23 protein-coding genes and 1 pseudogene are annotated in these 23,241 nt (G+C 72.3%); 12 read left to right on the top strand and 12 right to left on the bottom strand.

The window, feature by feature from the left end:
* Positions 1–137 precede the first annotated feature (137 nt).
* Positions 138–1,367 (bottom strand): NAD(P)-dependent malic enzyme, encoded by a 1,230-nt coding sequence (locus tag ACO0M4_RS02335; RefSeq protein WP_430367822.1) that lies wholly within the window; start codon positions 1,365–1,367, stop codon positions 138–140.
* 563 nt (positions 1,368–1,930) lie between these two features.
* On the opposite strand from ACO0M4_RS02335, the gene ACO0M4_RS02330 reads away from it, so the two are divergent.
* From ACO0M4_RS02330 to ACO0M4_RS02320, 3 genes are all read left to right on the top strand, one after another.
* Positions 1,931–2,914, top strand: a complete 984-nt coding sequence (locus ACO0M4_RS02330; RefSeq protein ID WP_430367821.1) for an ABC transporter substrate-binding protein — start codon at positions 1,931–1,933, stop codon at positions 2,912–2,914.
* 83 nt (positions 2,915–2,997) lie between these two features.
* Complete coding sequence (locus ACO0M4_RS02325; RefSeq protein WP_430367820.1) at positions 2,998–3,936, top strand: amino acid ABC transporter permease; 939 nt, start codon at positions 2,998–3,000, stop codon at positions 3,934–3,936.
* A 53-nt stretch (positions 3,937–3,989) separates the two neighbouring features.
* Positions 3,990–4,742 carry an amino acid ABC transporter ATP-binding protein gene (locus tag ACO0M4_RS02320; protein WP_390014961.1) on the top strand — a complete coding sequence of 251 codons (753 nt, stop codon included), beginning with the start codon at positions 3,990–3,992 and terminating at the stop codon, positions 4,740–4,742.
* A gap of 101 nt (positions 4,743–4,843) precedes the next feature.
* On the opposite strand, the pseudogene ACO0M4_RS02315 reads toward ACO0M4_RS02320, so the two are convergent.
* A pseudogene (locus ACO0M4_RS02315) lies at positions 4,844–5,528 on the bottom strand (class I SAM-dependent methyltransferase).
* Between the two features lie 87 nt (positions 5,529–5,615).
* Here ACO0M4_RS02315 and ACO0M4_RS02310 point away from each other — a divergent pair.
* Positions 5,616–6,263, top strand: coding sequence for a CGNR zinc finger domain-containing protein (locus ACO0M4_RS02310; RefSeq protein WP_430367819.1), 648 nt, complete (start codon positions 5,616–5,618; stop codon positions 6,261–6,263).
* On the opposite strand, the gene sodX is transcribed toward ACO0M4_RS02310, so the two are convergent.
* Positions 6,185–6,631, bottom strand: coding sequence for a nickel-type superoxide dismutase maturation protease (gene sodX, locus ACO0M4_RS02305; RefSeq protein WP_430371201.1), 447 nt, complete (start codon positions 6,629–6,631; stop codon positions 6,185–6,187). The genes ACO0M4_RS02310 and sodX overlap by 79 nt on opposite strands.
* A gap of 165 nt (positions 6,632–6,796) precedes the next feature.
* On the opposite strand from sodX, the gene sodN reads away from it, so the two are divergent.
* Positions 6,797–7,192, top strand: coding sequence for a superoxide dismutase, Ni (sodN, locus tag ACO0M4_RS02300; RefSeq protein ID WP_390014633.1), 396 nt, complete (start codon positions 6,797–6,799; stop codon positions 7,190–7,192).
* A 183-nt stretch (positions 7,193–7,375) separates the two neighbouring features.
* On the opposite strand, the gene ACO0M4_RS02295 is transcribed toward sodN, so the two are convergent.
* Entirely contained in the window at positions 7,376–8,335 is a 960-nt protein-coding gene (locus ACO0M4_RS02295; protein ID WP_430367818.1) for a LysR family transcriptional regulator, read from the bottom strand.
* A 243-nt stretch (positions 8,336–8,578) separates the two neighbouring features.
* On the opposite strand from ACO0M4_RS02295, the gene snpA reads away from it, so the two are divergent.
* Positions 8,579–9,241: a snapalysin gene (gene snpA / locus ACO0M4_RS02290; protein ID WP_430367817.1), complete on the top strand. Its 663-nt coding sequence runs from the start codon at positions 8,579–8,581 to the stop codon at positions 9,239–9,241.
* A 241-nt stretch (positions 9,242–9,482) separates the two neighbouring features.
* Here snpA and crcB (ACO0M4_RS02285) read toward each other — a convergent pair whose 3' ends face one another.
* From crcB (ACO0M4_RS02285) to crcB (ACO0M4_RS02275), 3 genes are all read right to left on the bottom strand, one after another.
* Entirely contained in the window at positions 9,483–9,851 is a 369-nt protein-coding gene (gene crcB / locus ACO0M4_RS02285; protein WP_430367816.1) for a fluoride efflux transporter CrcB, read from the bottom strand.
* Positions 9,848–10,192 carry a DUF190 domain-containing protein gene (locus ACO0M4_RS02280; protein ID WP_430371199.1) on the bottom strand — a complete coding sequence of 115 codons (345 nt, stop codon included), beginning with the start codon at positions 10,190–10,192 and terminating at the stop codon, positions 9,848–9,850. The genes crcB (ACO0M4_RS02285) and ACO0M4_RS02280 overlap by 4 nt, the downstream gene beginning before the upstream one ends.
* Positions 10,193–10,317: 125 nt before the next feature.
* Entirely contained in the window at positions 10,318–10,755 is a 438-nt protein-coding gene (gene crcB / locus ACO0M4_RS02275; RefSeq protein ID WP_430367815.1) for a fluoride efflux transporter CrcB, read from the bottom strand.
* A gap of 222 nt (positions 10,756–10,977) precedes the next feature.
* Here crcB (ACO0M4_RS02275) and ACO0M4_RS02270 point away from each other — a divergent pair, with 222 nt between their 5' ends.
* Positions 10,978–11,754 (top strand): FadR/GntR family transcriptional regulator, encoded by a 777-nt coding sequence (locus tag ACO0M4_RS02270; protein WP_430367814.1) that lies wholly within the window; start codon positions 10,978–10,980, stop codon positions 11,752–11,754.
* On the top strand, positions 11,754–13,031 hold the full coding sequence (locus ACO0M4_RS02265) for a CynX/NimT family MFS transporter (protein ID WP_430367813.1): 1,278 nt from the start codon (positions 11,754–11,756) through the stop codon (positions 13,029–13,031). The genes ACO0M4_RS02270 and ACO0M4_RS02265 overlap by 1 nt, the downstream gene beginning before the upstream one ends.
* Positions 13,032–13,079: 48 nt before the next feature.
* Here the strand turns inward: ACO0M4_RS02265 and corA are convergent, their stop codons facing one another.
* Complete coding sequence (corA, locus tag ACO0M4_RS02260; RefSeq protein WP_430371198.1) at positions 13,080–14,165, bottom strand: magnesium/cobalt transporter CorA; 1,086 nt, start codon at positions 14,163–14,165, stop codon at positions 13,080–13,082.
* 138 nt (positions 14,166–14,303) lie between these two features.
* The gene (locus tag ACO0M4_RS02255) at positions 14,304–15,863 is read right to left on the bottom strand and encodes an MFS transporter (RefSeq protein ID WP_430367812.1); all 1,560 of its coding nucleotides are present in this window, start codon (positions 15,861–15,863) and stop codon (positions 14,304–14,306) included.
* A 158-nt stretch (positions 15,864–16,021) separates the two neighbouring features.
* Here ACO0M4_RS02255 and ACO0M4_RS02250 point away from each other — a divergent pair, with 158 nt between their 5' ends.
* The 4 genes from ACO0M4_RS02250 (at position 16,022) to ACO0M4_RS02235 (ending at position 20,981) form a co-directional block, all read left to right on the top strand.
* Positions 16,022–17,035, top strand: a complete 1,014-nt coding sequence (locus tag ACO0M4_RS02250) for a helix-turn-helix transcriptional regulator (protein WP_430367811.1) — start codon at positions 16,022–16,024, stop codon at positions 17,033–17,035.
* Between the two features lie 86 nt (positions 17,036–17,121).
* Positions 17,122–19,392 (top strand): heavy metal translocating P-type ATPase, encoded by a 2,271-nt coding sequence (locus ACO0M4_RS02245; RefSeq protein WP_430367810.1) that lies wholly within the window; start codon positions 17,122–17,124, stop codon positions 19,390–19,392.
* A gap of 177 nt (positions 19,393–19,569) precedes the next feature.
* Complete coding sequence (locus ACO0M4_RS02240) at positions 19,570–20,508, top strand: beta-ketoacyl-ACP synthase III (protein WP_430367809.1); 939 nt, start codon at positions 19,570–19,572, stop codon at positions 20,506–20,508.
* A 68-nt stretch (positions 20,509–20,576) separates the two neighbouring features.
* On the top strand, positions 20,577–20,981 hold the full coding sequence (locus ACO0M4_RS02235) for a VOC family protein (protein WP_430367808.1): 405 nt from the start codon (positions 20,577–20,579) through the stop codon (positions 20,979–20,981).
* A 160-nt stretch (positions 20,982–21,141) separates the two neighbouring features.
* Here the strand turns inward: ACO0M4_RS02235 and ACO0M4_RS02230 are convergent, their stop codons facing one another.
* From ACO0M4_RS02230 to ACO0M4_RS02220, 3 genes are all read right to left on the bottom strand, one after another.
* Complete coding sequence (locus ACO0M4_RS02230; protein ID WP_430367807.1) at positions 21,142–21,375, bottom strand: hypothetical protein; 234 nt, start codon at positions 21,373–21,375, stop codon at positions 21,142–21,144.
* A 103-nt stretch (positions 21,376–21,478) separates the two neighbouring features.
* Entirely contained in the window at positions 21,479–22,396 is a 918-nt protein-coding gene (locus ACO0M4_RS02225) for a glutaminase (RefSeq protein WP_430367806.1), read from the bottom strand.
* A 10-nt stretch (positions 22,397–22,406) separates the two neighbouring features.
* Positions 22,407–23,210, bottom strand: coding sequence for a helix-turn-helix domain-containing protein (locus ACO0M4_RS02220; protein WP_430367805.1), 804 nt, complete (start codon positions 23,208–23,210; stop codon positions 22,407–22,409).
* Between the last annotated feature and the right edge of the window lie 31 nt (positions 23,211–23,241).

Below are 23,241 nucleotides of genomic sequence, written 5' to 3'. Positions count from 1 at the left end.
CGCCGCCCCTCCGGGGTCGCGGACGACCGGATTCCCACCGCTCTTTCCGGCCATCGCCCCCATGCCGGACGGGCCGGGCCGTCACCCGCGAGGGGTGCCGGCCCGGCCCGTCAGCGATCTGCGCGGGGGACGGGAGGTCAGCGCCGGGCGACGCCCTCCGCACGGGCGGCGGCGGCGACGGCCGCGGTGACGGCCGGGGCGACCCGCTCGTCGAACGGCGAGGGGATGACCTTGTCCGCGCTGAGCTCGTCGGCGACGACGGCGGCCAGCGCCTCCGCGGCGGCGAGCTTCATGCCCTCGGTGATCTGCGAGGCGCGCACCTGCATGGCGCCGGCGAAGATGCCCGGGAAGGCCAGCACGTTGTTGATCTGGTTCGGGAAGTCGCTGCGCCCGGTGGCGACCACCGCGGCGTACTTGTGGGCGACGTCCGGGTGGATCTCCGGGTTGGGGTTGGCCATCGCGAAGATCATCGATTCCTTCGCCATCTTCGCCACCGCCTCCTCCGGCACCGTGCCGCCGGAGACGCCGATGAAGACGTCGGCGCCGTCCAGCGCGGTCTCCAGGGAACCGGTCAGGCCCGCCTTGTTGGTGAAGCCGGCCAGCTCGCGCTTGACGTCCGTGAGGTCACCGCGGTCCGCGGAGACGACGCCCTTGCGGTCGCAGACCGCCACGTCGCCGATGCCCGCCTCGACGAGGATCTTGGCGATGGCGACCCCGGCCGCACCGGCGCCCGAGATGACCGCCCGCAGGTCGCCGAGCTCGCGCTGGGTGAGCTTGGCGGCGTTGCGCAGCGCGGCCAGGGTGACCACGGCGGTGCCGTGCTGGTCGTCGTGGAAGACCGGGATGTCCAGGCGTTCCTTGAGCTTCTGCTCGATCTCGAAGCACCGGGGCGCCGAGATGTCCTCCAGGTTGACGCCGCCGAAGGACGGCGCGAGGCGGACGACGGTGTCCACGATCTCGTCGGCGTCGGTGGTCGCGAGGGCGATCGGGACCGCGTCCACACCGCCGAACTGCTTGAAGAGGATGGCCTTGCCTTCCATCACGGGAAGGGATGCCTCCGGTCCGATGTCGCCGAGGCCCAACACCGCGGTGCCGTCCGTGACCACGGCCACGACCTGGGACTTCCACGTGTAGTCGTGCACGAGCTCGGGCCGCTCGGCGATGGCGCTGCACACCTTGGCGACGCCCGGCGTGTACGCGAGGGACAGGTCGTCCTTGTCGCGCACCGGGACGGTCGCTTGGATGGCCATCTTGCCGCCGCGATGCAGCGCGAAGGCCGGGTCGAAGAGTTCGTCGGACGTACCGTCCGCGCCTTCTTCCGCGCCCGTCGCGTTGTCGCTGCGAGGATTGACGATCTCCGCTGCCACTGTTCTCTGACCCCTTTGTCGTAAATCTGTTGAGGGTGGCCACTCCCTGGTTGGGGGGTGGGCGGGCACCGCGTCCGCGCCCTGCACAGCGGATAGCCACCGCGCGGGGGGAGGTACGGACGCCGGGCGCGCCGCACACGCGCCCTGAGCCCCGGATGAGGGGTGTAACGACCCTTTCTACCGGACGGGCGTGCAGGGCGACGAGTTAGATTCGTTACCTACCGGTACAGGGCTCCGACATTAGCGACGGAACGCCCGAAATCGCCGAAGATCCCCCGTGACTGTCCGAATTCCGAGACAAGGCCCGCCCCCCCTCACTTCGCCTTCGGTATCGGCGAGAGGCCATTCCCCTTGTGCGGCAAGGCCGACGACGCACCACGCTCGTCCGTTATCCGATTTTGACCTGTGCGACAGTCCGAATACCGGAGTCCGGATGGCAAGATTCCGTCACCGACCGAGGGCCGACGCCCAAAGATGCCCAAAGGTGTGTGCCCACCCCCTTCTCACCAGCACATCGGCTGCCCACACTGGCACGTCGGTTACCCATCCGCAGGAGGATCCGCATGACCGCAGACTCCACCCGTCGCGCGGCGGCCGGCAGGTCCGGTAAGTCCGTCAAGACGGCCGCCGCAATAGCCACGGTCACCGCTTCGCTGTTGCTGCTCAGCGCCTGCGGTGACCAGACCGACGCGGCGATCGCCCGGCGGGAGGCGGCCAAGAACCGCAATCCGCACGCCCCGCTCTTCAGCAAGCTCCCCAAGGACGTTCAGGACAAGGGGATGCTCCAGGTCGGCTCGGACATCACGTACAAGCCGGTGGAGTTCCGCTCGAACGGCAAGGTGGAAGGGATCGATCCGGATCTCGCGGCGGCAATCGGCAAGGAATTGGGCATCAAGCTCAATTTCAACAACGCCACCTTCGACACCCTCATGGGTGGGCTGAAGTCCCAGCGCTATGACCTCGCGATGTCGGCGATGACGGACACCAAGGACCGCCAACAGGGCATCGACAGCACCACCGGTAAGAAGATCGGCGAGGGTGTCGATTTCGTCGATTACCTCAACGTCGGCGTCTCGGTCTATACCCAGAAGGGCAAGACCAAGGGCATCGACGGCTGGGAGACCATGTGCGGCAAGAAGCTCGCCGTCCAGCGCGGCACCGTCTCCCACGACCTGGCCAAGGACAAGTCCAAGACCTGTGAGTCCAATGGCGACCAGCCGATCTCCATCGAGGCGTTCGACAACGACTCCGAGGCCCAGACCCGCCTGCGGACCGGTGGCGTGGACGCGGTCTCCAGCGACTACCCGGTCGCGGCCTACGCGGTGAAGGTCTCCGGCGGCGGCAACGACTTCCAGATGGTCGGCGGCGCCCCGCTCAAGGCGGCCCCGTACGGCATCGCCGTCCCCAAGGGACAGGGGCAGCTGCGCGACGCGATCAAGGCGGCCGTGGAGCTGGTGATCAAGAACCACGCGTACGACGGCGTCCTGGCCAAGTGGAACGTCAGGGACGCCGCGATCAAGGAAGCGCAGATCAACGGCGGCACCTGAGCCGGCGACCGGTCCCGCTCCACCGGCGCGCCCCGCGCGGCCCACCCACGCCTCTCCCGCCACACGCTGAAAGGCTTTCCTCCGTGTCAGTTGACGTCGACAAGCCGGCCGAGCCGCCGGCGGCCGCTCCGCCGGCCCAGCCCGAGCCCATCAAAGCCATACCGGTCCGCCACTACGGGCGCTGGGTCGCCGCGCTCGTCGTCATCGGGCTGCTGGTGCTGCTCGTCCGGGCCTTCGCCTCCGGCAAGGTCAACTGGGGCGCGATACCGGAGTACATGTTCAACGCGGACATCCTCAAGGGCCTGCGCAACACCCTGTGGATCACCGTGCTGGCGATGGTGATCGGCATCGTGCTGGGCGTGATCCTGGCGGTCATGCGGCAGTCCAAGAACCCGGTGACCAAGTCCGTGGCGTGGTTCTACGTCTGGTTCTTCCGCGGCACCCCGGTCTACGTCCAGCTCTTCCTGTGGTTCAACCTCGGCCTGGTCTTCCAGTACATCGACATCATGCCGATCTACAAGGACGAGTGGTCGGACTTCATGACCCCGTTCCTGTGCGCGCTGCTCGGTCTCGGACTCAACGAGGCCGCGTACATGGCCGAGATCTGTCGGGCCGGTCTGAACGCCGTCGACGAGGGCCAGACCGAGGCGGCGCACGCCCTGGGCATGAGCCACGGCAGGACGCTGCGCAGGATCGTCGTGCCGCAGGCGATGCGGGTGATCGTGCCGCCGACCGGCAACGAGGTCATCAACATGCTCAAGACCTCGTCCCTGGTCATCGCGGTCCAGTATTACGACCTCCTCCAGGCCGCACAGAACGTCGGCCGGGACTCCGGTGTGGTGGTCGAGATGCTGATCCTGGCCGCCGCCTGGTACCTGATCGCCACGACGGTCCTCAGCATCGGCCAGTACTACCTGGAGCGCTACTACGCCCGCGGCTCCAGCCGCCAGCTTCCGCCCACCCCGTTCCAGCGCGTCAAGGCGAAGCTGGCCGGCCTGAACCGCGCCGGAGGTACGGCATGAGCAAGAGCAAGAGCAAGACCGTGAGCACCGGCTCCGGCAAGGCCGCGGTCCCGATGGTCAAGGCCGAGGGCGTCCACAAGTCCTTCGGTTCGGCGCACATCCTCAAGGGGATCGACCTGGAGGTGGCGCCCCGGGAGGTCTTCTGCCTGATCGGCCCGTCCGGTTCCGGCAAGTCGACGTTCCTGCGGTGCATCAACCACCTGGAGAAGATCAACTCCGGTCGGCTGTCGGTCGACGGCGAGCTGGTCGGCTACCGCGAGAGCCACGGCAAGCTCTACGAGCTGCGCGACCGCGAGGTCGCCGCCCGCCGCCGCGACATCGGCATGGTCTTCCAGCGCTTCAATCTCTTCCCGCACATGACCGCGGTGGAGAACATCATGGAGGCGCCGGTCCAGGTCAAGGGCGAGTCCAAGGCGTCCGCGCGGGAGCGGGCGGTCAAGCTGCTGGACCGGGTCGGACTGGCCGACAAAGCCGGCAACTACCCCTCGCAGCTCTCCGGCGGCCAGCAGCAGCGGGTGGCGATCGCCCGGGCCCTGGCCATGGAGCCCAAGCTGATGCTCTTCGACGAGCCGACCTCGGCCCTCGACCCGGAGCTGGTCGGCGACGTCCTGGACGTCATGAAGGACCTGGCGGCCGACGGCATGACGATGGTCGTGGTGACCCACGAGATGGGCTTCGCCCGTGAGGTCGGCGACTCGCTGGTCTTCATGGACGACGGCGTGGTCGTCGAGTCCGGCCACCCGCGCGACGTGCTCACCAACCCCCAGCACGAGCGGACCCAGTCGTTCCTCTCCAAGGTCCTCTGAGGACCCCGGGCCCGGACGTTCCCGGACCTGCCGCGGCGGCGCGGCGGGCGGCACCCTCGCGGTGCCTCCTGCCGCGCCGCGCGCCGTTCCGACGCCGGGCGTTACTTCAGCGCCAGGACGAGGCTGTCGGTCGGCGAGGCCCACACCGGGCGCACCTCGGCGAACCCGGCGTCACGCAGCGCCCCGACGTGCCACTGCACGGCGGGCGTCTCGCCGTCCGCGTGCTCGCCGTAGATCTCGAAGCGCTCGGCGGTCGGCCCGGCCAGCCGCGGATCGGCGGCGGCCAGCCGCCACCACTCGGCCCAGTCGACCGCGCCGGCCTCCTTGGCCCGCGCCATGTGGGCGTGCCGGAACTCCCTCCCCCATGCCTAAAGGGCATGGGAGGTACCCCCTGGCGGCGTTGATCCGCGGGGTGGTCTCGTCGGGCATGCGGTCGGCGTTGAGGAACACCCCGCCGTCCCTGAGCAGGCCGCCCAGCCGCCCGTACAGCCTGCGCAGCTCCGCGGTCCGCAACCAGTGCAGTGCGGTGGCGGTGAGCACCGCGTCGAAGGAGTCGTACGGCAGCTTCGCGGCCCACTGCGGGTCCGTCAGGTCGGCCCGGACGAACCGGATCCGCCGCTCGTCCGCGAAATACCCCTCCGCGATGGCCAGCAGTGCCGGGTCCAGGTCGACGCCCACGCTCTCGGCCTTCGGGAACCTCTTCAACAGCCGGTCCGAGATATTGCCGGTCCCAACTGTCCTGCCACGCCTGCCAGTCACCGCCGACAACGGTCTCGGTCGTCGCAACCCCTCCGACCCGTAATACCCTCGTACTGACAACACCCATTACGCATGGGTACTCGCACCTTAGACGCGCCCCCGTAAGGACTACAAGTGGAACTGGCCTATTACTCGGATTACGCCGTGCGACTGGTCAACACCGAACAGCCCGAGCGCGGCGGAGACTCCCTGACCTCGGTCGAAGCGGTCCGTGAGCTCTTCGGCGCGGCCCAGCAGGCCGCCCGGCGGGCCACCGAGAGCGACGTCACCCGGCTGCGCACGGTCCGCGCCCGGCTGCGCGCGGTCTTCGAGGCCGCCGACCGCGGCGACGAGGTGCTCGCCGTCGACCTGCTGAACGCGCTGATGATGGAGTTCCCGGTCAGCCCGCAGATCTCCGGCCACGAGACCCGCGGCGATGGGGGCACCTCCCGCTCGAACGGAGCCGAGAGTGGGGGAGGCCGCCCCCATTGGCACATGCACATCGCCGACCACGCCGCCAACGCCACCGCCGGCTACACCGCGACCGCCTGCATGGGCCTGGCCTTCCACCTCACCGAGCTCGGCGTGGACCGCCTGGGCATCTGCGAGGCCAAGCCCTGCCGCAACGCCTACCTGGACACCTCCACCAACCGGTCCCGGCGCTACTGCTCGGACCGCTGCGCCACCCGCGCCAACGTCGCCGCCTACCGCGCCCGCAAGCGCCGGGAGAGCGGCCGCACCGCCGAGAGCACCCAGGAGGCCACCGCCCGCGGCGAGCACTGAAGCCCGCGCGGCGGCCGCACCCGCAGCCAGGCCCGGGCGATCACCAGCTCGTCGGGGACCACCCCGAACTCCCGGCTGTCGTTCTCCACGTACGGATTGTCGCCGCGCACCCACCAACCGCCGTCCCGCCGCTCCACCGCACGCTTGACGATCAGCAGGTCCTGCCGGAACGGATGCCGCAGCACGACCACGTCACCGGGGCGCACCACCGCGCCGTACTGGACCACCAGCTGGTCCCCCGGTTGGAGGGTCGGCACCATCGACGGGTTGTAGACCTCCGCCAACCCGAACGCCCGCAGCGGCCCGCCGCGCACCGGCTCCGCGCCGCCGCCGCTCTCCCGCTCCGGCTCGCGCACCCGCTCCGGCATCCGTACCTCCCGGTCCCGCCTCCGTACGACCCTCACCGGACCATCCTCCATCAGTCCCGGTCCGGCACCGGACTTTTGCCCTAAGACCCCCGGGGCGCCCGAGAAAAGCCTTCCCGCACCGAGTAATCTCGCACCTGAGAAGACGATCACGAGGAAGGACTGAACATGCTCTCCCGCCTGTTCGCCCCCAAGGTCAAGGTCAGCGCCCACTGCGACCTGCCTTGCGGTGTCTACGACCCCGCCCAGGCCCGCATCGAGGCCGAGTCGGTCAAGGCCGTCCAGGAGAAGTACCAGGCCAACGAGGACCAGGACTTCCGCACCCGCGCCGTCCTGATCAAGGAGCAGCGGGCCGAGCTGGCCAAGCACCACGTCTCGGTGCTGTGGAGCGACTACTTCAAGCCTCCGCACTTCGAGAAGCACCCGGAGCTGCACCAGCTGGTCAACGACACCCTCAAGGCCCTCAGCGCGGCCAAGGGCTCGAACGACCCGGCCACCGGCCAGAAGGCCCTGGACCTGATCGCCCAGATCGACAAGATCTTCTGGGAGACCAAGAAGGGCTGAGCTCGCCTCATCCCTGCTGACCTGCGGTCTCCCTGATCGCCTGGTCGTTGACCGCACCCGGTCCGCACACCGCCGCAACCCGGCGGCGCTGGCGGGCCGGGTGCGGTCGTTCCGGGGCCGGGACGAAAAGCCCCGGGCCGCTCCGCGACCGGCGATAGCCCCGAGCTATAAGTCCCTGACGTCTCAGTGCCCGGAGGCCAGCACGCCGCCGTGCCGAACCAGCCAGTCGTGGTACGCCTCGCTGGCCCAGGCGATCTCCATGTAGGCGGCGGTGAGGTCGGCGAACAGGTCGTCGGCGGAGGCGTCCGGCGGGCCGTCCAGGCGGCAGGCCATGAAGAGCCGGACCGCCAGCGGGTCGCCGTACAGCGGGCGGATCGCCATGCCGGGGCGGGAGCGGGCGGTGGGCTGGCAGGGGGTGACCACCTCGCCGGCCATGACCAGGTCCACGGCGGTGAGGTAATCGCCGTGCACCACCCGGGGGTTGATGCCGGCCGCGGCCCAGATACGGCGCAGGCCGGCCCATTCGCCGTCCACGGTCGGGTCGACCATCCACTGGTCGGCGGCCAGGTCACAGACCCGGACGACGGTCTGCCCGGCCGCCGGATGGCTCTCCGCGAGGGCGATGAACTGCGGCTCCCGGGCGAGGAGTTCGTGCGCCTCCAGGCCGTCGGGGACCCGGAGCGGGGCGCCCTCGACCTCGTGCACGAAGGCCGCGTCGAGCTGCCCCATCGCGACCATGTGGAGCAGGGCGTTGGCGGACACGTCGGTCCGTATCGTGGTGTCGGTCTCCGGGAGTCGGGTGCGCAGCCGGCGCAACCAGCCCGCGACGGCAGGGCTGTTCGTGCTGCCGATCCGCAGCCGGGTGCCTTCCTCCCGGACCGATACCGAGGCGATGTCCTCGACAAGCGCGCGCATTTCGGCCACTATCGGCCGGGCGCGGCAGAGCACCGAGTGCCCGAGCGGGGTGGGGCGACTGCCGGTCGGCTCGCGGAAGAAGAGCTGGCCGCCGAGGGCCTTCTCGATCCGGTGGAGCTGGGTCGTCAAGGAAGGCTGCGTCATCCCCAGCTGCCGGGCCGCCTTGCGCACGCTGCCGGTGTCGGCGATGGCGCACAGGGCGCGAAGATGCCTTACCTCTAGCTCCACGCCGGGAGCATAAACGTGCGGGCGCGGCTCACACCAGACTCTCAGGCCGGTCCGAACCACGGCTCTTCACCAGCACGTTGGCCCGCGGCCACCAGAGGTATTGGCTCGCGCTATCGCTACCTGGCATCTCCGCCCCACGGGTGAACTCCGTCCACACTCAACGGCACCAAGAAATCCGCAGGGCCCCGGCCGCCGCCCCACACGGCGGCCGTACGGCCTCTCGGAAATTAAGGAGCCCCCCACATGAGATCTCCCAAGACGGCGCTGTCGGCTGCGCTCGGTCTGGGCCTTGCCGCCGCGCTCGCCGCGGCGGCCCCGGTGTCGGCCACGTCCCTCACCGCACACTCCGCCCCCCACCACAGCACCCCCGCCTCGATCGCCGCCTACGCCGGTTCGACGGCGGAGAAGGCGAACACCAAGGCGTTCTTCGAGGCCGTCATGAAGTCGGCCCGGGCCAAGCTGAAGGCCAACCCGCACCTGAAGTCGGTCAGCGTCACCTACGACGCGAGCGCCGCCCCGACCTTCGCGAACGAGATATCCCAGAGCGCCTCGATCTGGAACAGCGCCGTCCAGAACGTCAAGCTGCAAGCGGGCAACGGCGGCGACTTCCAGTACAAGGAGGGCAACGACCCGCGCGGTTCGTACGCCAGCACCGACGGCCACGGCAAGGGCTTCGTCTTCATCGACTACAGCCAGGCCAAGCAGTACAACTCCACCCGCGTGGTCGCGCACGAGACCGGTCACGTACTGGGCCTGCCGGACCACTACGAGGGTCCCTGCAGCGAGCTGATGTCCGGTGGCGGGCCCGGCCCCTCCTGCCAGAACACCCAGCCGGACAGCAATGAGCGCGCCCAGGTGGACCAGCTCTGGGCGAACGGCCTGGCCGGGGCCCGCTTCGGCGGCTGACCTGCAAGGCCGTCCCTGGACGCGGCACGGCGGTCGGCCCGCCGTCCCCCGGCCGGGCTGACGGCGGCCGGGCAGATGACGGGCCCGGGCTGACGGAGCCGGTACCTGGCGGCCGGCTCCGTTCCCCCCACCAGCCCTCGCAATCCGTACGTCCGCCCATGCGGTGGGGCTCTTCCCCGAGCCCCACCGCTCGCGCATGTGGGGGGACTTGCGGGAGTGTCAGGGGGGCCTCGGGAACGGGTCAAAGGGCGTGGCCGAGGGCCACTCCGGCGCAGGCGGCGGCCAGTCCGACCGCCAGGCTCACCCCGATGTTGAGCATGGCGTACCGGCGCGCCCCGTCGGCGGCCAGCCGGAGCGTCTCGTAGGAGAAGGTCGAATAGGTCGTCAGCGCCCCGCACAGGCCGGTGCCGAGCAGCAGTTGGACGTGCGGCGGCGCGGCACCGGCGGTGGCCGCGCCGGTCAGCAGGCCGAGGATCAGCGCGCCGACGACGTTGACGGTCCAGGTCCCCCAGGGGAAGACCGTGTCGTGCCGGGCCTGGACGAAGCGGTCGGCGAGGAAGCGCAGCGGTGCCCCGACCATGGCACCGGCCACCACCAGCAGCCAATTCACCCGGTCGTGCCCTCCCCGCCGGTGGCTCCGCCCAGCCTGCTCCGGAACGCCAGCACCTCGCACGGGTCGAGGGTCACCAGGCCCCCGCCCGCCAGGAGTTCGGTCAGCTGCGGGAGGAACGCCCGCACCCGCTCCTCGGTGTCCACCACGATCACCGCCACCGGCAGCTCCTCGCTGAGCGACAGCAGCCGCTGGGTGTGGATCAACGAGGTGGCCCCGAAGCCCTCGACGCCGCGGAAGGCGCTCGCCCCGGCGAGGCCGGCCGCCCGGGCGCGATGCACGATCTCCGCGTAGAGGGGCCGATGGTGCCAGACGTCCTGCTCGCCGACGAGGACGGTCAGCCGCAGGGCGGGACGTCCGACCGGGCCCGCGGCCGGCTGCGCCGGGCCGTCCGCCGGGCCGGGCGTCCCGCCGCCCGTCGCGCCGTCCGGCCGGTGTTCCCTCCGGTGGTCCCTCCGGTGGTCCGTCATGCCGTCCGCCGCCTCAGCCCGAAGAGCGTCCTGGTGGCGCTGCTGGCGAGCGCCACCGCCGCGAGCGCGGCGAGCAGGGTGCCGGCCAGGTAGGCCAGTGCGAGCGTCAGTCGCCCGGCGGCCAACAGGCGCTGGATGTCCACGGTGTAGGTCGAGAAGGTGGTGAAGCCGCCGAGGATGCCGGTGCCCAGGAACGGGCGGAGCAGCCGGTGAGCCGTCCACACCTCGGTGATCAACACCATCAGGACGCCCATCAGGGCGCAGCCGACCACGTTGACCAGCAGCGTGGTCCAGGGGAAGGACGCGCCGTCGGTCGGCCAGAGCAGGCCGGCGCCGTAGCGGGCCGTGGCACCGATGGCGCCGCCCACCGCCACCGCACCGATCACCGGCCACTCGCCCTGCCAGGGCAGCGGCCGGCGGGCTCGTTCTTCCATGGTCCGCGGGTCTTTCTGTCCGTGTGTGCTGCCGGCGCCGGAGTCGTCCACCGGGTGGCCGGCCGGCCCGCCCCGCCAAGGGGCATCGCCGCCCTCAGGCTAAGCCCGGTCATTTGACAGCGCTAAACATGGGATGTTCCCATCACCGGTAGAATTCGATGTCCTGCCGGTGGGGCACCGCCACCCGCGGCCCCGCGGAACGCGAACGAGAGGACGGCGCCGATGCCGCTGCGCAGTACCGCCCGCACCAGCCTCGTCGAGCTGGTCATCGAGCAGATGGAACGGCTGATCGCCGACGGCGAGTGGCCGGTCGGCGCGAAGATCCCGGCCGAGCCGCTGCTGGTGGAGCAGTTGGACGTCGGCCGGAACACCGTCCGCGAGGCGGTCCGCGCCCTGGTGCACACCGGGATGCTGGAGCCGCGGCAGGGCGATGGGACGTACGTCCGGGCCCGCAGCGGCTTCGGGGCCGCGGTCCAGCGTCGACTGCGCCGGGCCGCCAACCTGGAGGCGTACGAGGTCCGCGCCAGCCTGGAGCGGGACGCCGCCCGGCATGCGGCCGAGCGCCGCACGGACCAGGACCTGGCCGCGCTGCGGGAGGCGCTGGCGGTGCGCGGCCGGGCCTGGGAGGCCGGCGACGTGGCCCAGTTCATCGAGGCGGACATGCGCTTCCACCAGGCGGTGGCGGCCGCAGCCCACAACAGTCTGCTGGCCGAGCTGTACGAGCAGTTCAGCGACGCCCTGCGGGGAGCGCTACGGGCCGTGGTCGGCACGCCGCTGCTGCCCGACGCGGTCCGCCACCAGATCGACGCGCACACCGCCATCGTCGACGCCATCGAGGCCCGGGACCCGGACGCCGCCGAGCGGGCGGCGCTGGCTCACCTCGCCGAGGCGGCCGACGCCCTGCGCGCGGAGCCGGCGGACGGCAACGGCACCCCGGACGGAACGGCAACCGGGGCCGAAACAAACGGACATGACGGGACACCGGAGGAACCCCAGTGATGACAGACGGACCGGCATCGGGCATAGCGGAGGCCGGGCCCCGGCCGACCGGCGCGGCGACGGCCGCGGTACCGGACCTCCCGGTGCCCCCCGGCGCCACCGGCCGCCGCGCCCGCTACCTCGGGCTCGGGGTCGTCCTGCTGGCGCTGAACCTGCGCCCCGCGCTGGTCGCGGTCTCCCCACTGGTCGGCACCATCCGGTCCGACAGCGGGATGTCGGCGGCCGCCACCAGTCTGCTGACCGCGCTGCCGCTGCTCTGCTTCGGACTGCTGGCGCCGCTCGCCCCACGGCTGGGCCGGCGCTTCGGCATGGAGCGGTCACTGCTCGGCACCATGGTCCTGATCTGCCTGGGCACCGGGCTGCGGCTGCTGGACTCGGTGGTGGCGCTGTTCGCCGGGACGGTCGTGATCGGTGCCGGGATCGCCGTCGCCAACGTCCTGCTGCCCGGTCTGATCAAGCGGGACTTCCCGGCGAAGGCGGGCCTGATGACCGGGCTCTACTCGATGTCGCTGTTCGGCGGCGCGGCGCTGGCGGCCGGCGTCACCGTGCCGGTGCAGCAGGCCGCCGGGCTCTCCTGGCAGGCCACGCTGGCCTGTTGGGGCGTGCTGGCACTGCTGGCGCTGGTCCTCTGGCTGCCGCAGCTCCGCAACCGTAGCCAGGTGGGCGAGGCCGCCGCCCGCCAGGCCGCGCACCCGGTCCGCGGTCTGTGGCGCTCCCCGCTGGCCTGGCAGGTCACCGGCTACATGGGGCTCCAGTCGCTGAGCTACTACGCGGCCGCCGCCTGGCTGCCGACGATGCTCAAGGACGCCGGGCTGAGCGCGGGCGACGCCGGCTGGATGCTGTCGTTCTCCTCGCTGCTGGGGATCGCGGGCTCGTTCCTGGCCCCGGTGATCGTCGGACGCCGGCTGCGGGCCGGCACGCTGGCCGCGCTGGGCGCGGTGCTGTGCGCGGCGGGCTTCGTCGGGATCTGGGCGGCGCCGGTCGGCGGCGCGTACCTGTGGATGACGCTGTTGGGCCTGGGGCAGGGTGCGGCGATCAGCCTGGCGCTGCTGTTCATCGTCCAGCGCGCCCCGGACACCCGGCACACCGCCCAACTCTCCAGCATGGCCCAGTGCTTCGGCTACGTCCTCGCCGCCACCGGACCGGCGGTGCTGGGCGCCGTGCACGATGCCTCGGGCGCCTGGACGGTTCCGTTGGCGGTGCTGCTGGTGCTGTTGGTGCCGCAGGTGGCGATGGGGTTCGGGGCCGCCCGGCCGCGGCACGTCGCGGGGCGGTGAGCGCCCGGGGCGGTGAGCCGCCCCGGAGCCGCCGTCCGACGACCGGGCCTACAGCCAGCCGTTCCGCTTGAAGCCGCGGTGCATCAGCCAGCAGACCCCCACCATCACGGCCATCACCAGGGGGTAGCCGAAGGTCCAGCTCTTCTCCGGCATGTACTCGAAGTTCATCCCGTAGACGCCGGTCACCATGGTGGGGACGGCCAGGATCGCCGCCCAGGCGGACATCCGGCGCATCGCCTCGTTCTGGGCGTTGGCGACCTGGGCGAGATGTGCCTGGAGTATGGAGTTGAGCAGTTCGTCGAAGCCGGTGATCCGCTCGCGGACCTGGTCGAGGTGGTCCGCGACGTCCCGGAAGTAGGTCTTGATCCGGGGGTCGATGAACTGCAGGGAACGGGTCGCCAACTCCTGGAGGGGGCGGTCCAGCGGGGTCACCGCCCGCTTGAATTCCAGGAGTTCGCGCTTGAGCTGGTAGATCCGGTCGGCGCCGCGACTGCCGCGCACCGAGAAGACCTCGCTCTCGACGTCGTCGATGTCGTCCTGGACGGCGGCGGCGACGTCGAGGTAGTCGTCCACGACGAGGTCGGCGATGGCGTGCAGCACCGCGGACGGGCCGAGCGCGAGCTGCTCCGGGTCGCGCTCCAGCTGCTCGCGCAGCGGGCCCAGCGAGCCGTGGCCGCCGTGCCGCACCGTGATCACGAAGTCGACGCCGGTGAAGACCATGATCTCGCCGGTGTCGACGACCTCGCTGGTGTCGGTCAGCTGGTCGTGCTCGACGTAGCGGACGGTCTTGAAGACGGTGAACAGCGAGTCGTCGTAGTGCTCCAGCTTGGGGCGCTGGTGGGCGTGGACCGCGTCCTCGACGGCGAGCGGGTGCAGCCCGAACAGCTCGACGATGCCGGCGAACTCCACCTCGGACGGCTCGTGCAGACCGATCCACACGAAGCCGTCACCGGTCCGCCGGACCTGTCGAATGGCTTCCTCGGCCGGCTGGCTGCCCTCCTGGCGCACCCCGGACACGTAGATCGCGCAGTTCACCACGGCGGTGCCGAGCGGCGAACGGGCGGGGTGGCTGAGGTCCACTCCGCCCTGTCGCGGCTGCGGCAGCCGGGCGGCTTTGCGGAGATTGCTGATCATCGACACCCGGTCAGTATCCCCGTTGGGGCACACAGGGGGTACGGCCCGGGCCTGATTTTGCGCACTCCGCACCGTGCCGTGGTCGGAGCCGTGCCGTCCATTTGCCCGCGCGCCCCGGGCGTGCGCTCCGCGCGCCAGTCAGGGGACGAGCGCCGGCTGGTCCGCCGCGGTCCGCTCGGGCGCCGCCCCGGTGGGCGCCGCGGGCTCCTCCTGGGGCAGGCTCTGCACCCGGGCCCGCCGGGGCAGCCAGAACAGCAGGCCGAGGACGAGCACCAGCCCGCCGGCGATCCACCACAGGGCGTGCGTGGTGGCGGCGACGAAACCGGCGCCGCCCGGCCCGTCCACCGCGCCGAAGAACGCCACCGACGACAGCGCCAGCCCCAGCGCCATGCCCACCTGACCCATGGTGTTGAAGATGCCGGAGGCCGAACCGGAGTGTCCGACCGGCACCTCGGAGAGCACGGCATCGGTGATCGGCGCGATGATCAGGCCCATCCCGGCCCCCATGAGGACCATCGCCGGGGCCATCTGCCAGGACTGCATCGCGGTGCCGTAGTGGTCGGCCTGCCAGAGGTAGAGAAGGGTGCCGCCGAGCATGATCAGCGCACCGGCCTGGAGCACCGCGCGGCCGAAACGGGGCACCAGCTTCTGGACGGACAGTCCGGCCGCGGCGGAGCAGGCCAGCGAGAACGGCAGGCCGGTCAGCCCGGCGTGCAGCGGCCCCCAGCCCAGCCCGAGCTGCATGTACAGCGTCCAGATGAGGAAGAACAGGCCGCTGACCACGCCGAACGTGAGCTGGACGCCGACGCCGGCGGCGAAGGTCTTGATCCGGAACAGCGAGAGCTCGACCAGCGGCGAGCCGTCCTTACGGGCCTTGAAGTGCTCGTAGCGGACGAACCCGGCGAGGACCAGCGGCCCGGCCGCCATGGCGACGAAGCCCCAGACGGGCCAGCCGGCCTCGCGGCCGTGGGTGAGCGGGTAGAGCACCAGCAGCAGGCCGAGGGTGAGCAGCGCGGTGCCGACCAGGTCGAGGCGGAGCGCGGTGTCCGAGCGGGACTCGGTCAGGAAGCGGCGGCCGAAGAGGATCCCGACGACGCCGACGGGGAGGTTGATCAGGAAGATCGGCCGCCATTCCAGGCCGAAGAGGTTCCCCTGGGTGAGCAGGGCGCCGATCAGCGGGCCGCAGACCGCGCCGAGGCCGACCACCGCGCCGAACATCCCGAAGACCTTGCCGCGCTCGTGGGCCGGGAAGCTGACGTGGATGATCGCCAGCACCTGCGGCACCATCAGCGACGCCGTCGCGCCCTGCAACACCCGCGCGGCGACCAGCATCGCCGGGTCCGCGGCCAGCCCGCACAGCGCGGAGGCGACGGTGAAGCCGCCCATCCCGAGCAGGAAGAGCTTCTTGCGGCCGTGGATGTCGCCGAGCCGGCCGCCGGTGATCAGACCGATGGCGAAGGCCAGCGCGTAGCCGGCGGTGACCCACTGGAGCGCGCCGAAACCGGCGCCGGTGTCCTGTCGGATGCTGGGCAGCGCGATGTTGACGATGGTCGCGTCGACCAGGTCCATGAAGCTCGCGGTCAGGACGACGGCGAGGGCTATCCACCGTCGCCGGTCGGCGGACGGGGAGCCGTCGCCGGCCGGCGCGGCGGGGGTCTGGTCGGCCGGCGCGGCGGGGGCCGGATCGGGCGGGGTCATGCGGAACTCCTGGCGGTGCCGTGAACGAGGGGGACGGTACGCACCGCCAGCGCCGGGGGCACCCGTTGCGCTGGCGGTGCGTACCGTCCCGGACGTCCTCGACACTAAGCTCCGTCTAGGACAGTTCCCGTCCTACTTTCTGCGCCATCATCGTCCCCATGAGTGAGACATCGGCACGTCTGCTGAACCTGCTGTCGCTGCTCCAGACACCCCGCGAGTGGCCCGGCCGGGAGCTGGCCGGCCGGCTGCGGGTCACCACCCGGACCATTCGCCGCGACGTCGAGCGGCTGCGCGAGCTCGGCTATCCGGTGCACGCCACGATGGGCGCGGAGGGCGGCTACCGGCTGGCCGCCGGCACCGCCATGCCGCCGCTGCTGCTGGACGACGAGGAGGCGGTGGCCATCGCGGTGGGCCTGCGCTCGACCGCCGGGCACACCATCGCGGGCATCGAGGAGGCGTCGGTCCGGGCGCTGGCCAAGCTGGAGCAGGTGCTCCCGGCGCGGCTGCGGCGGCGGGTGGGCACGCTGGGCACCGCCACCGTCCCGATGCCGGTCGGCGACGGCCCGACCGTCGATCCGGAGCACCTGGCGGTGCTGGCCGCGGCGATCGCCAACCACGAGCGGGTGCGCTTTGGCTACCGCGCCGGCGCGGGGGACCTCAGCCGGCGCCTGGTGGAGCCGCACCGACTGGTCGCCGCGGGCCGCCGCTGGTACCTGGTGGCGTTCGACAACGACCGCGACGACTGGCGGATCTTCCGGGTGGACCGGCTGAGCGAGCCGTTCGCCACCGGCGTGCGGACCCCGCCGCGCGAGCTGCCGGCCGCGGACGCCGGGGCGTACGTCCGGGAGCGGATACGCGGGATGGCGGTCACCTACCGGGCGGTGGCGACGGTGTACGGGCCGGCCGAGGAGGTGGCCGGCCGGCTCGGCGGCCGGGCGGCGGGCGAGGTCGAACCGCTCGACGAGGACAGCTGCCGCTGGCACAGCGCGCCCGAATCGCTGGAGTGGCTGGCGATGCGGCTGACACTGCTGGGCCGGGAGTTCACGGTGCACGAACCGGCCGAGCTGACCGGGTACCTGCGGGCACTGGGCGGCCGGGCGCTGCGGGCCGCCGGGGCCGCCGAGCCGGACGCCGCGACGGGGCCCGATGGCGGGAATACCCCAGGGGGGTAAAGTGTTTGCGGGGTCGACGGAGGGTGGACGGGACGCTGGCCGCCCCAAGGTGCCGCACGGCCCCGCGAACAGGAGGAGCAGCCGTCATGACCACCGCGATCGATGGGCCCGTCGTCGAGCTGGAGATCGGCGGTATGACCTGCGCCTCGTGCGCGGCCCGCGTCGAGAAGAAGCTCAACCGCATGGACGGGGTCACCGCCACCGTCAACTACGCCACCGAGAAGGCGCAGGTGACGGTCGCCGAGGGCAGCGGCGTGGCGACCGCCGACCTGATCGCCACCGTGGAGAAGACCGGCTACACCGCCGCGCTCCCCGAACCCCCCGCACCGGAACCGCCCGCCGACGCCGCCGCCGACGGCCCGGGTGCGGACGACGGTCCGCTCGCCGCCCTCCGGCAGCGTCTGCTCATCTCCCTGGCGCTCTCCGTTCCGGTGGTCCTGATGGCGATGGTCCCCCTCCTCCAGTTCACCAACTGGCAGTGGCTGTCCCTGACCCTGGCCGCCCCGGTGGTGGCCTACGGGGCGTGGCCGTTCCACCGGGCCGCCTGGACCAACCTGCGGCACGGCGCGGCCACCATGGACACCCTGATCTCCATGGGCACCCTCGCCGCCTTCGGCTGGTCGCTGTGGGCGCTGTTCTTCGGTACGGCCGGGATGCCCGGGATGACCCACCCCTTCGAGCTGACCATCGCCCGTACCGGCGGCAGCGGCGCCCTCTACCTGGAGGCCGCGGCCGGCGTCACCACCTTCATCCTGGCCGGCCGGTACTTCGAGGCCCGCGCCAAGCGGAAGGCCGGTGCGGCCCTGCGTGCCCTGCTGGAACTGGGCGCCAAGGACGTGGCGGTGCTGCGCGGCGGCCAGGAGGTCCGGATCCCGGTCGGCGAGCTGCGCGCGGGGGACCGCTTCGTCGTCCGCCCCGGGGAGAAGATCGCCACCGACGGCCGGGTGGTGGAGGGCTCGTCCGCCGTGGACGCCTCGATGCTCACCGGCGAGTCCGTCCCCGTGGAGGTCGCCCCCGGCGACACCGTCACCGGCGCCACCGTCAACGCGGGCGGCCGGCTGGTCGTCGAGGCCACCCGGGTCGGCGCGGACACCAAGCTCGCCCGGATGGCCGGGCTGGTGGAGGACGCCCAGAACGGCAAGGCGGCCGCCCAGCGGCTCGCCGACAAGATCTCCGCGGTCTTCGTCCCGGTCGTCATCGCGCTCGCCCTGGCCACCCTCGGCTTCTGGTTCGGCACCGGCCACGGCGCGGTCGCCGCGTTCACCGCCGCGGTCGCCGTGCTGATCATCGCCTGCCCGTGCGCGCTCGGCCTGGCGACCCCGACCGCCCTGATGGTCGGCACCGGCCGCGGCGCCCAGCTCGGCATCCTGCTCAAGGGGCCCGAGGTCCTGGAGACCACCCGCACCGTCGACACCGTCGTCCTGGACAAGACCGGCACCGTCACCACCGGTGTGATGACCCTGACCGACGTCCACCTGGCCGACGGGGTGACCCGCGCACAGGCGCTGCGCCTGGCCGGTGCGCTGGAGCACTCCTCCGAGCACCCCATCGCCCGGGCCGTCGCCACCGCCGCCCAGGAGGCCGAGCCCACCGGCACCCTGCCGGTCCCCGAGGGCTTCGCGAACATCCCCGGCCTCGGCGTGCGCGGCTCCGTCGAGGGACACGCCGTCCTGGTCGGCCGGGAGCGGCTGCTGAACGACCGCGGCCAGCAGTTGCCGCCCGCGCTGGCCGCCGCCAAGGACGCGGCCGAGCGGGCCGGGCACACCGCGGTCACGGTCGGCTGGGACGGTGCGGCCCGCGCCGTGCTGGTGGTCTCCGACGCGGTCAAGCCCACCAGCGCCGAGGCGGTCCGCCGGCTGCGCGCGCTGGGGCTGACCCCGGTCCTGCTGACCGGCGACAACCGCGCGGTGGCCGAGTCGGTCGCCGCGGAGGTCGGCATCGACGAGGTGATCGCCGAGGTCCTGCCCGAGGACAAGGTCGCCGTCATCGAGCGCCTCCAGGCTCAGGGCCGCTCGGTCGCCATGGTCGGCGACGGGGTCAATGACGCGGCCGCGCTGGCCCGCGCCGACCTGGGCCTGGCGATGGGCACCGGTACCGACGCCGCCATCGAGGCCGGTGACCTCACCCTCGTCCGCGGCGACCTGCGCACCGCGGCGGACGCCATCCGGCTCGCCCGGGCCACCCTCGGCACCATCCGCACCAACCTGTTCTGGGCGTTCGGCTACAACGTCGCCGCGCTCCCGCTGGCCGCCGCGGGCCTGCTCAACCCGATGATCGCCGGCGCCGCGATGGCGTTCTCCTCCGTCTTCGTGGTCGGCAACAGCCTCCGTCTGCGGCGCTTCCGCGCCCTGGTCTGAGCCGCTCCCCGCCCGCCCCGGCCCCGGCCCCGGCCGCGCACCGCGCCGCCGGGGCCGACACGCGTCGGAAGCCTCTAGTTCTGGCCACGGAACGTTGGTGGTTCGCACAGCCGTCCGGCGCCGCCGAGGGGCGAGACTGTGCGGACACCACCCGCTCCACGTACCGCAGGGGATCCCATGACCGGGTCGCGCATCCTGGCCCTCGGCCATTACCAGCCCTCTCGTGTGCTGACCAACGACGACCTCGCCGGGATCGTCGACACCGACGACGCCTGGATCCGCAGTCGCGTCGGCATCCGCACCCGCCACATCGCGGCGCCGGAGGAGACGGTGGACGCGATGGCCGCCGAGGCCGCCGGCAAGGCGCTGGCCGCCGCCGGCCTGGACGCACAGGACATCGACCTGGTGCTGGTCGCCACCTGCACCGCCACCGACCGCAGCCCCAACACCGCGGCCCGGGTCGCGGCCCGGCTGGGCCTGGCCTCCCCCGCCACGATGGACCTCAACGTCGTCTGCGCGGGCTTCACCCACGCCCTGGCCACCGCCGACCACGCCATCCGGGCCGGCTCGGCGACCCGTGCCCTGGTCATCGGCGCGGAGAAGTTCACCGACGTGGTCGACTGGAGCGACCGCACCACGTGCGTCCTGGTCGGCGACGGCGCCGCGGCCGCGGTGGTCACCGCCTCCCCGGAGGCCCGGATCAGCCCGGTCCTGTGGGGCTCGGTCCCCGAGATGGGCAACGCGGTCCGTATCGAGGGCAACCCGGCCCGCTTCGCCCAGGAGGGCCAGACCGTCTACCGCTGGGCCACCACCCAGCTCCCCGCCATCGCCCGGCAGGTCTGCGACCGGGCCGGTCTCCGCCCCGAGGAGTTGGCCGGCGTCGTCCTCCACCAGGCCAACCTGCGGATCATCGAGCCGGTCGCGGAACGCCTCGGCGCGGTCAACGCGGTCATCGCCCGCGACGTCGTCGACTCCGGCAACACCTCCGCCGCCTCCGTGCCGCTCGCCCTCGCCAAGCTGGTCGAACGCCGCGAGGTCCCGGTCGGCGCCCCGGTCCTGCTCTTCGCCTTCGGCGGCAACCTCTCCTACGCCGGCCAGGTCGTCCGCGTCCCCTGACGGCCGGCCCGGGCCGGCGTCCGATTCCTTCAAGACGGCGCCCGCCCACCGCTCCTACGCTCGCCGTCATGAGCACCTCACCCGTACCCCGCCTCGACGCGATCGGCCTGGTCGTGGCCGACATGGCCGCCTCCCTGGCGTTCTACCGCCGCCTGGGCCTCACCGTCCCCGACGGTTCCGACACCGCCCCGCACGCCGAGGCGCAGCTTCCCGGCGGCCTCCGCCTGATGTGGGACACCCACGAGGTCGCCCGCTCCCTCACCCCCGACTGGACGCCGCCCCCGGCCGGCACCCCCACCGGCCTGGCCTTCGCCTGTGCGGACGCCGCCCATGTCGATGCGGTGTACGCGGACCTCACCGCCGCCGGTTACGCCGGTGAAAAGGCCCCCTGGGACGCCGTCTGGGGTCAGCGCTACGCCGTCGTCCAGGACCCCGACGGCCACGGCGTGGACCTCTTCGCCCCGCTGTCCTAGCGGTCCGTCTGATCCGGCCGGACCAGACGGACCGGCCGGATCAGGCCGTGCGACCGGTCCGCGCGGGGGACGACCGGGCCGGCGCCGGCCCGGTCGTCCCCCGACGCCCGCCACCTCATCCGATTCCTGCTGTTCCTGCTGTTCCTTCGATTCCTTCGCTTCATTCGATGTCCTGCGGATGCTCCTCCAGGTACATCACGCCGCAGGTGCGGCAGAACGGCTGTGCCGCGTCCGTCCCCCACGTACCGGCCGATTGGGTGGCGGCGGCCGGTGCCAGCGGCTGGCCGCACATCGCGGTGGTCGCGCCCACCCGGGTCATGTGCCACTTCTTGACCGGCGTGTCCTCGTGCGGCAGCACGCCCTCCGCATACTCCGCGCGCATCTCATGCTCCATGGCAGGTGCACCTCCTACCGCCCACCATGCGCCGCCGCTCCCGACCCCACAACGCCAACCCACCCGGCCTGGCCCCGTCCGGTGGATCAGGGTCGGACCGGCCCTAAAAGATCGACCACCCGGTGAGCGTCGTGAACTGGTCCAGCGCCGCCATGCCCGCCACGGAGTTCCCCCGCGCGTCCAGCCCCGGGCTCCACACGCACAGCGTGCACCGCCCCGGCACGACGGCCACGATGCCGCCGCCCACACCGCTCTTCGCCGGCAGGCCCACCCGGTACGCGAACTCCCCCGCCGCGTCATACGTCCCGCAGGTCAGCATCACCGCGTTGATCCGCTTGGCCTCGCGCGCCTCCAGCAGTCGGCTTCCGTCGGCGCGCAGCCCGTGCCGGGCCAGGAACCCGCCGGCCACCGCCAGGTCCCGGCACGACATCTCGATCGAGCACTGCCAGAAGTAGTGCTCGATCACGCTCGGCACGGGATTCTCCAGATTCCCGAACGAGGCCATGAAGTGCGCCAGCGCCGCGTTCCGGTCCCCGTGGTCGGCCTCCGAACCGGCCACCGCCTGGTCGAACGCCAGCTCCGGATTCCCGCTCTCGTCCTGGAGGAACTCCAGCATCGAGGTGCTTGCATCACCGGTCATCGTCAACAGCCGGTCCGTCACTACCAGCGCCCCGGCGTTGATGAAGGGATTCCGCGGAATGCCGTGCTCCCACTCCAACTGCACCAGGGAGTTGAACGGCGTCCCCGAGGGCTCCCGCCCGACCCGCTGCCAGATGTCGTCGTCCCCGTGGGACCCGGCCATCACCAGCGCCAGCGAGAACGCCTTGGAGATCGACTGTATGGAGAACGGGACCTCCCAGTCGCCGGTCCCGTACACCTCGCCGTTGATGTCCGCGACGGCGATCCCGAAGCGGTCCGGGGACACCCGCGCCAACGCCGGAATGTAGTCGGCGACGTGCCCGCGCCCCACGAACGGCCTCGCATAGGCCGCCACCTCCTCAAGAACGGCCTGGTAGTCCATAGCGGACACGCTATCCCGCGCGCAGCAGCGCCCCCATCGGAGCCCCTGCGAGTGACTTCACCTCGCGCGCCAGATGGGCCTGGTCCGCGTAGCCGGCCCGCGCCGCGACCTCCGCGTACGGGACGCCGGCACGGGCCAGGTCCAACGCCCGCACCAGCCGCAGCACCCGGCCCAACGTCTTCGGCCCGTACCCGAACGCCGCCAGGCTGTGCCGGTGCAGCTGCCGCTCGCCCATCCCCACCAGGTGGGCCACCTCCGCCACCGGCCGGCCGCGCCCGAGCCCGGAGACGATCGCCGCGGTCCGGCCGTCCCGCCCGGGCACCTCGCCGTCCGGCGCGCCGGACGGGCCGGCCCACCGGTCGGCGGCCCGCAGCCGGTCCCGCGCGGCCTCCTCCAGTACTGCCCCCGGGCCGCCGGCCGCCGCCCGCTCCGCCAGTTCCCGGGCCCGCCGGGCGCCCCACAGGTCCTCCAACGGCACCCGCCGGTCGCGCAGTTCGTGTGCCGGCACCCCGAAGACCGCCGGCCCCTGCCCCGGTGCGAACCGCAGCCCCGCCCAGCGCGTCCCGGCCGGCACCGCGGCGTCCGGCGCCTGCGGTCCGGTGTCCGGCCCGGCCACCAGGAGCCGTCCCGCGCTCCAGATCAGGTCGGTGCAGCCGTCGGGCAGCACCGGTCCCGCCCCCGGCACCGTGGTGGTGGCCCACAGCACCGCCCCCGGCAACCGCGACGCCCGCTCCTGGTACGTCCCACGGACGGCCCGGTCGGCGTCCGCCCCGGATGCGCCAACCGGCCCACCCACCTCGCGTTCCTCGCCCACATCCCCCAGCCTGGCACGGGAACCCCACGGC

Origin of the sequence: Streptomyces sp. RGM 3693 (genome assembly GCF_050471125.1) — a bacterium.
GTDB lineage: Bacteria > Actinomycetota > Actinomycetes > Streptomycetales > Streptomycetaceae > Streptomyces.
This window is presented reverse-complemented; position numbering and strand designations above follow the sequence as displayed.

Coding starts and splice junctions, on each gene's coding strand:
- ACO0M4_RS02320 (WP_390014961.1), top strand. CDS start 3,990: ATGGTCAAGGCCGAGGGCGTCCACAAGTCCTTCGGTTCGGCGCACATC.
- ACO0M4_RS02225 (WP_430367806.1), bottom strand. CDS start 22,396: ATGGACTACCAGGCCGTTCTTGAGGAGGTGGCGGCCTATGCGAGGCCG.
- ACO0M4_RS02270 (WP_430367814.1), top strand. CDS start 10,978: ATGCCGCTGCGCAGTACCGCCCGCACCAGCCTCGTCGAGCTGGTCATC.
- ACO0M4_RS02235 (WP_430367808.1), top strand. CDS start 20,577: ATGAGCACCTCACCCGTACCCCGCCTCGACGCGATCGGCCTGGTCGTG.
- ACO0M4_RS02230 (WP_430367807.1), bottom strand. CDS start 21,375: ATGGAGCATGAGATGCGCGCGGAGTATGCGGAGGGCGTGCTGCCGCAC.
- ACO0M4_RS02250 (WP_430367811.1), top strand. CDS start 16,022: ATGAGTGAGACATCGGCACGTCTGCTGAACCTGCTGTCGCTGCTCCAG.
- crcB (WP_430367815.1), bottom strand. CDS start 10,755: ATGGAAGAACGAGCCCGCCGGCCGCTGCCCTGGCAGGGCGAGTGGCCG.
- snpA (WP_430367817.1), top strand. CDS start 8,579: ATGAGATCTCCCAAGACGGCGCTGTCGGCTGCGCTCGGTCTGGGCCTT.
- ACO0M4_RS02255 (WP_430367812.1), bottom strand. CDS start 15,863: ATGACCCCGCCCGATCCGGCCCCCGCCGCGCCGGCCGACCAGACCCCC.
- ACO0M4_RS02240 (WP_430367809.1), top strand. CDS start 19,570: ATGACCGGGTCGCGCATCCTGGCCCTCGGCCATTACCAGCCCTCTCGT.
- ACO0M4_RS02245 (WP_430367810.1), top strand. CDS start 17,122: ATGACCACCGCGATCGATGGGCCCGTCGTCGAGCTGGAGATCGGCGGT.
- corA (WP_430371198.1), bottom strand. CDS start 14,165: ATGATCAGCAATCTCCGCAAAGCCGCCCGGCTGCCGCAGCCGCGACAG.
- sodX (WP_430371201.1), bottom strand. CDS start 6,631: ATGCCGGAGCGGGTGCGCGAGCCGGAGCGGGAGAGCGGCGGCGGCGCG.
- ACO0M4_RS02265 (WP_430367813.1), top strand. CDS start 11,754: ATGACAGACGGACCGGCATCGGGCATAGCGGAGGCCGGGCCCCGGCCG.
- sodN (WP_390014633.1), top strand. CDS start 6,797: ATGCTCTCCCGCCTGTTCGCCCCCAAGGTCAAGGTCAGCGCCCACTGC.
- ACO0M4_RS02330 (WP_430367821.1), top strand. CDS start 1,931: ATGACCGCAGACTCCACCCGTCGCGCGGCGGCCGGCAGGTCCGGTAAG.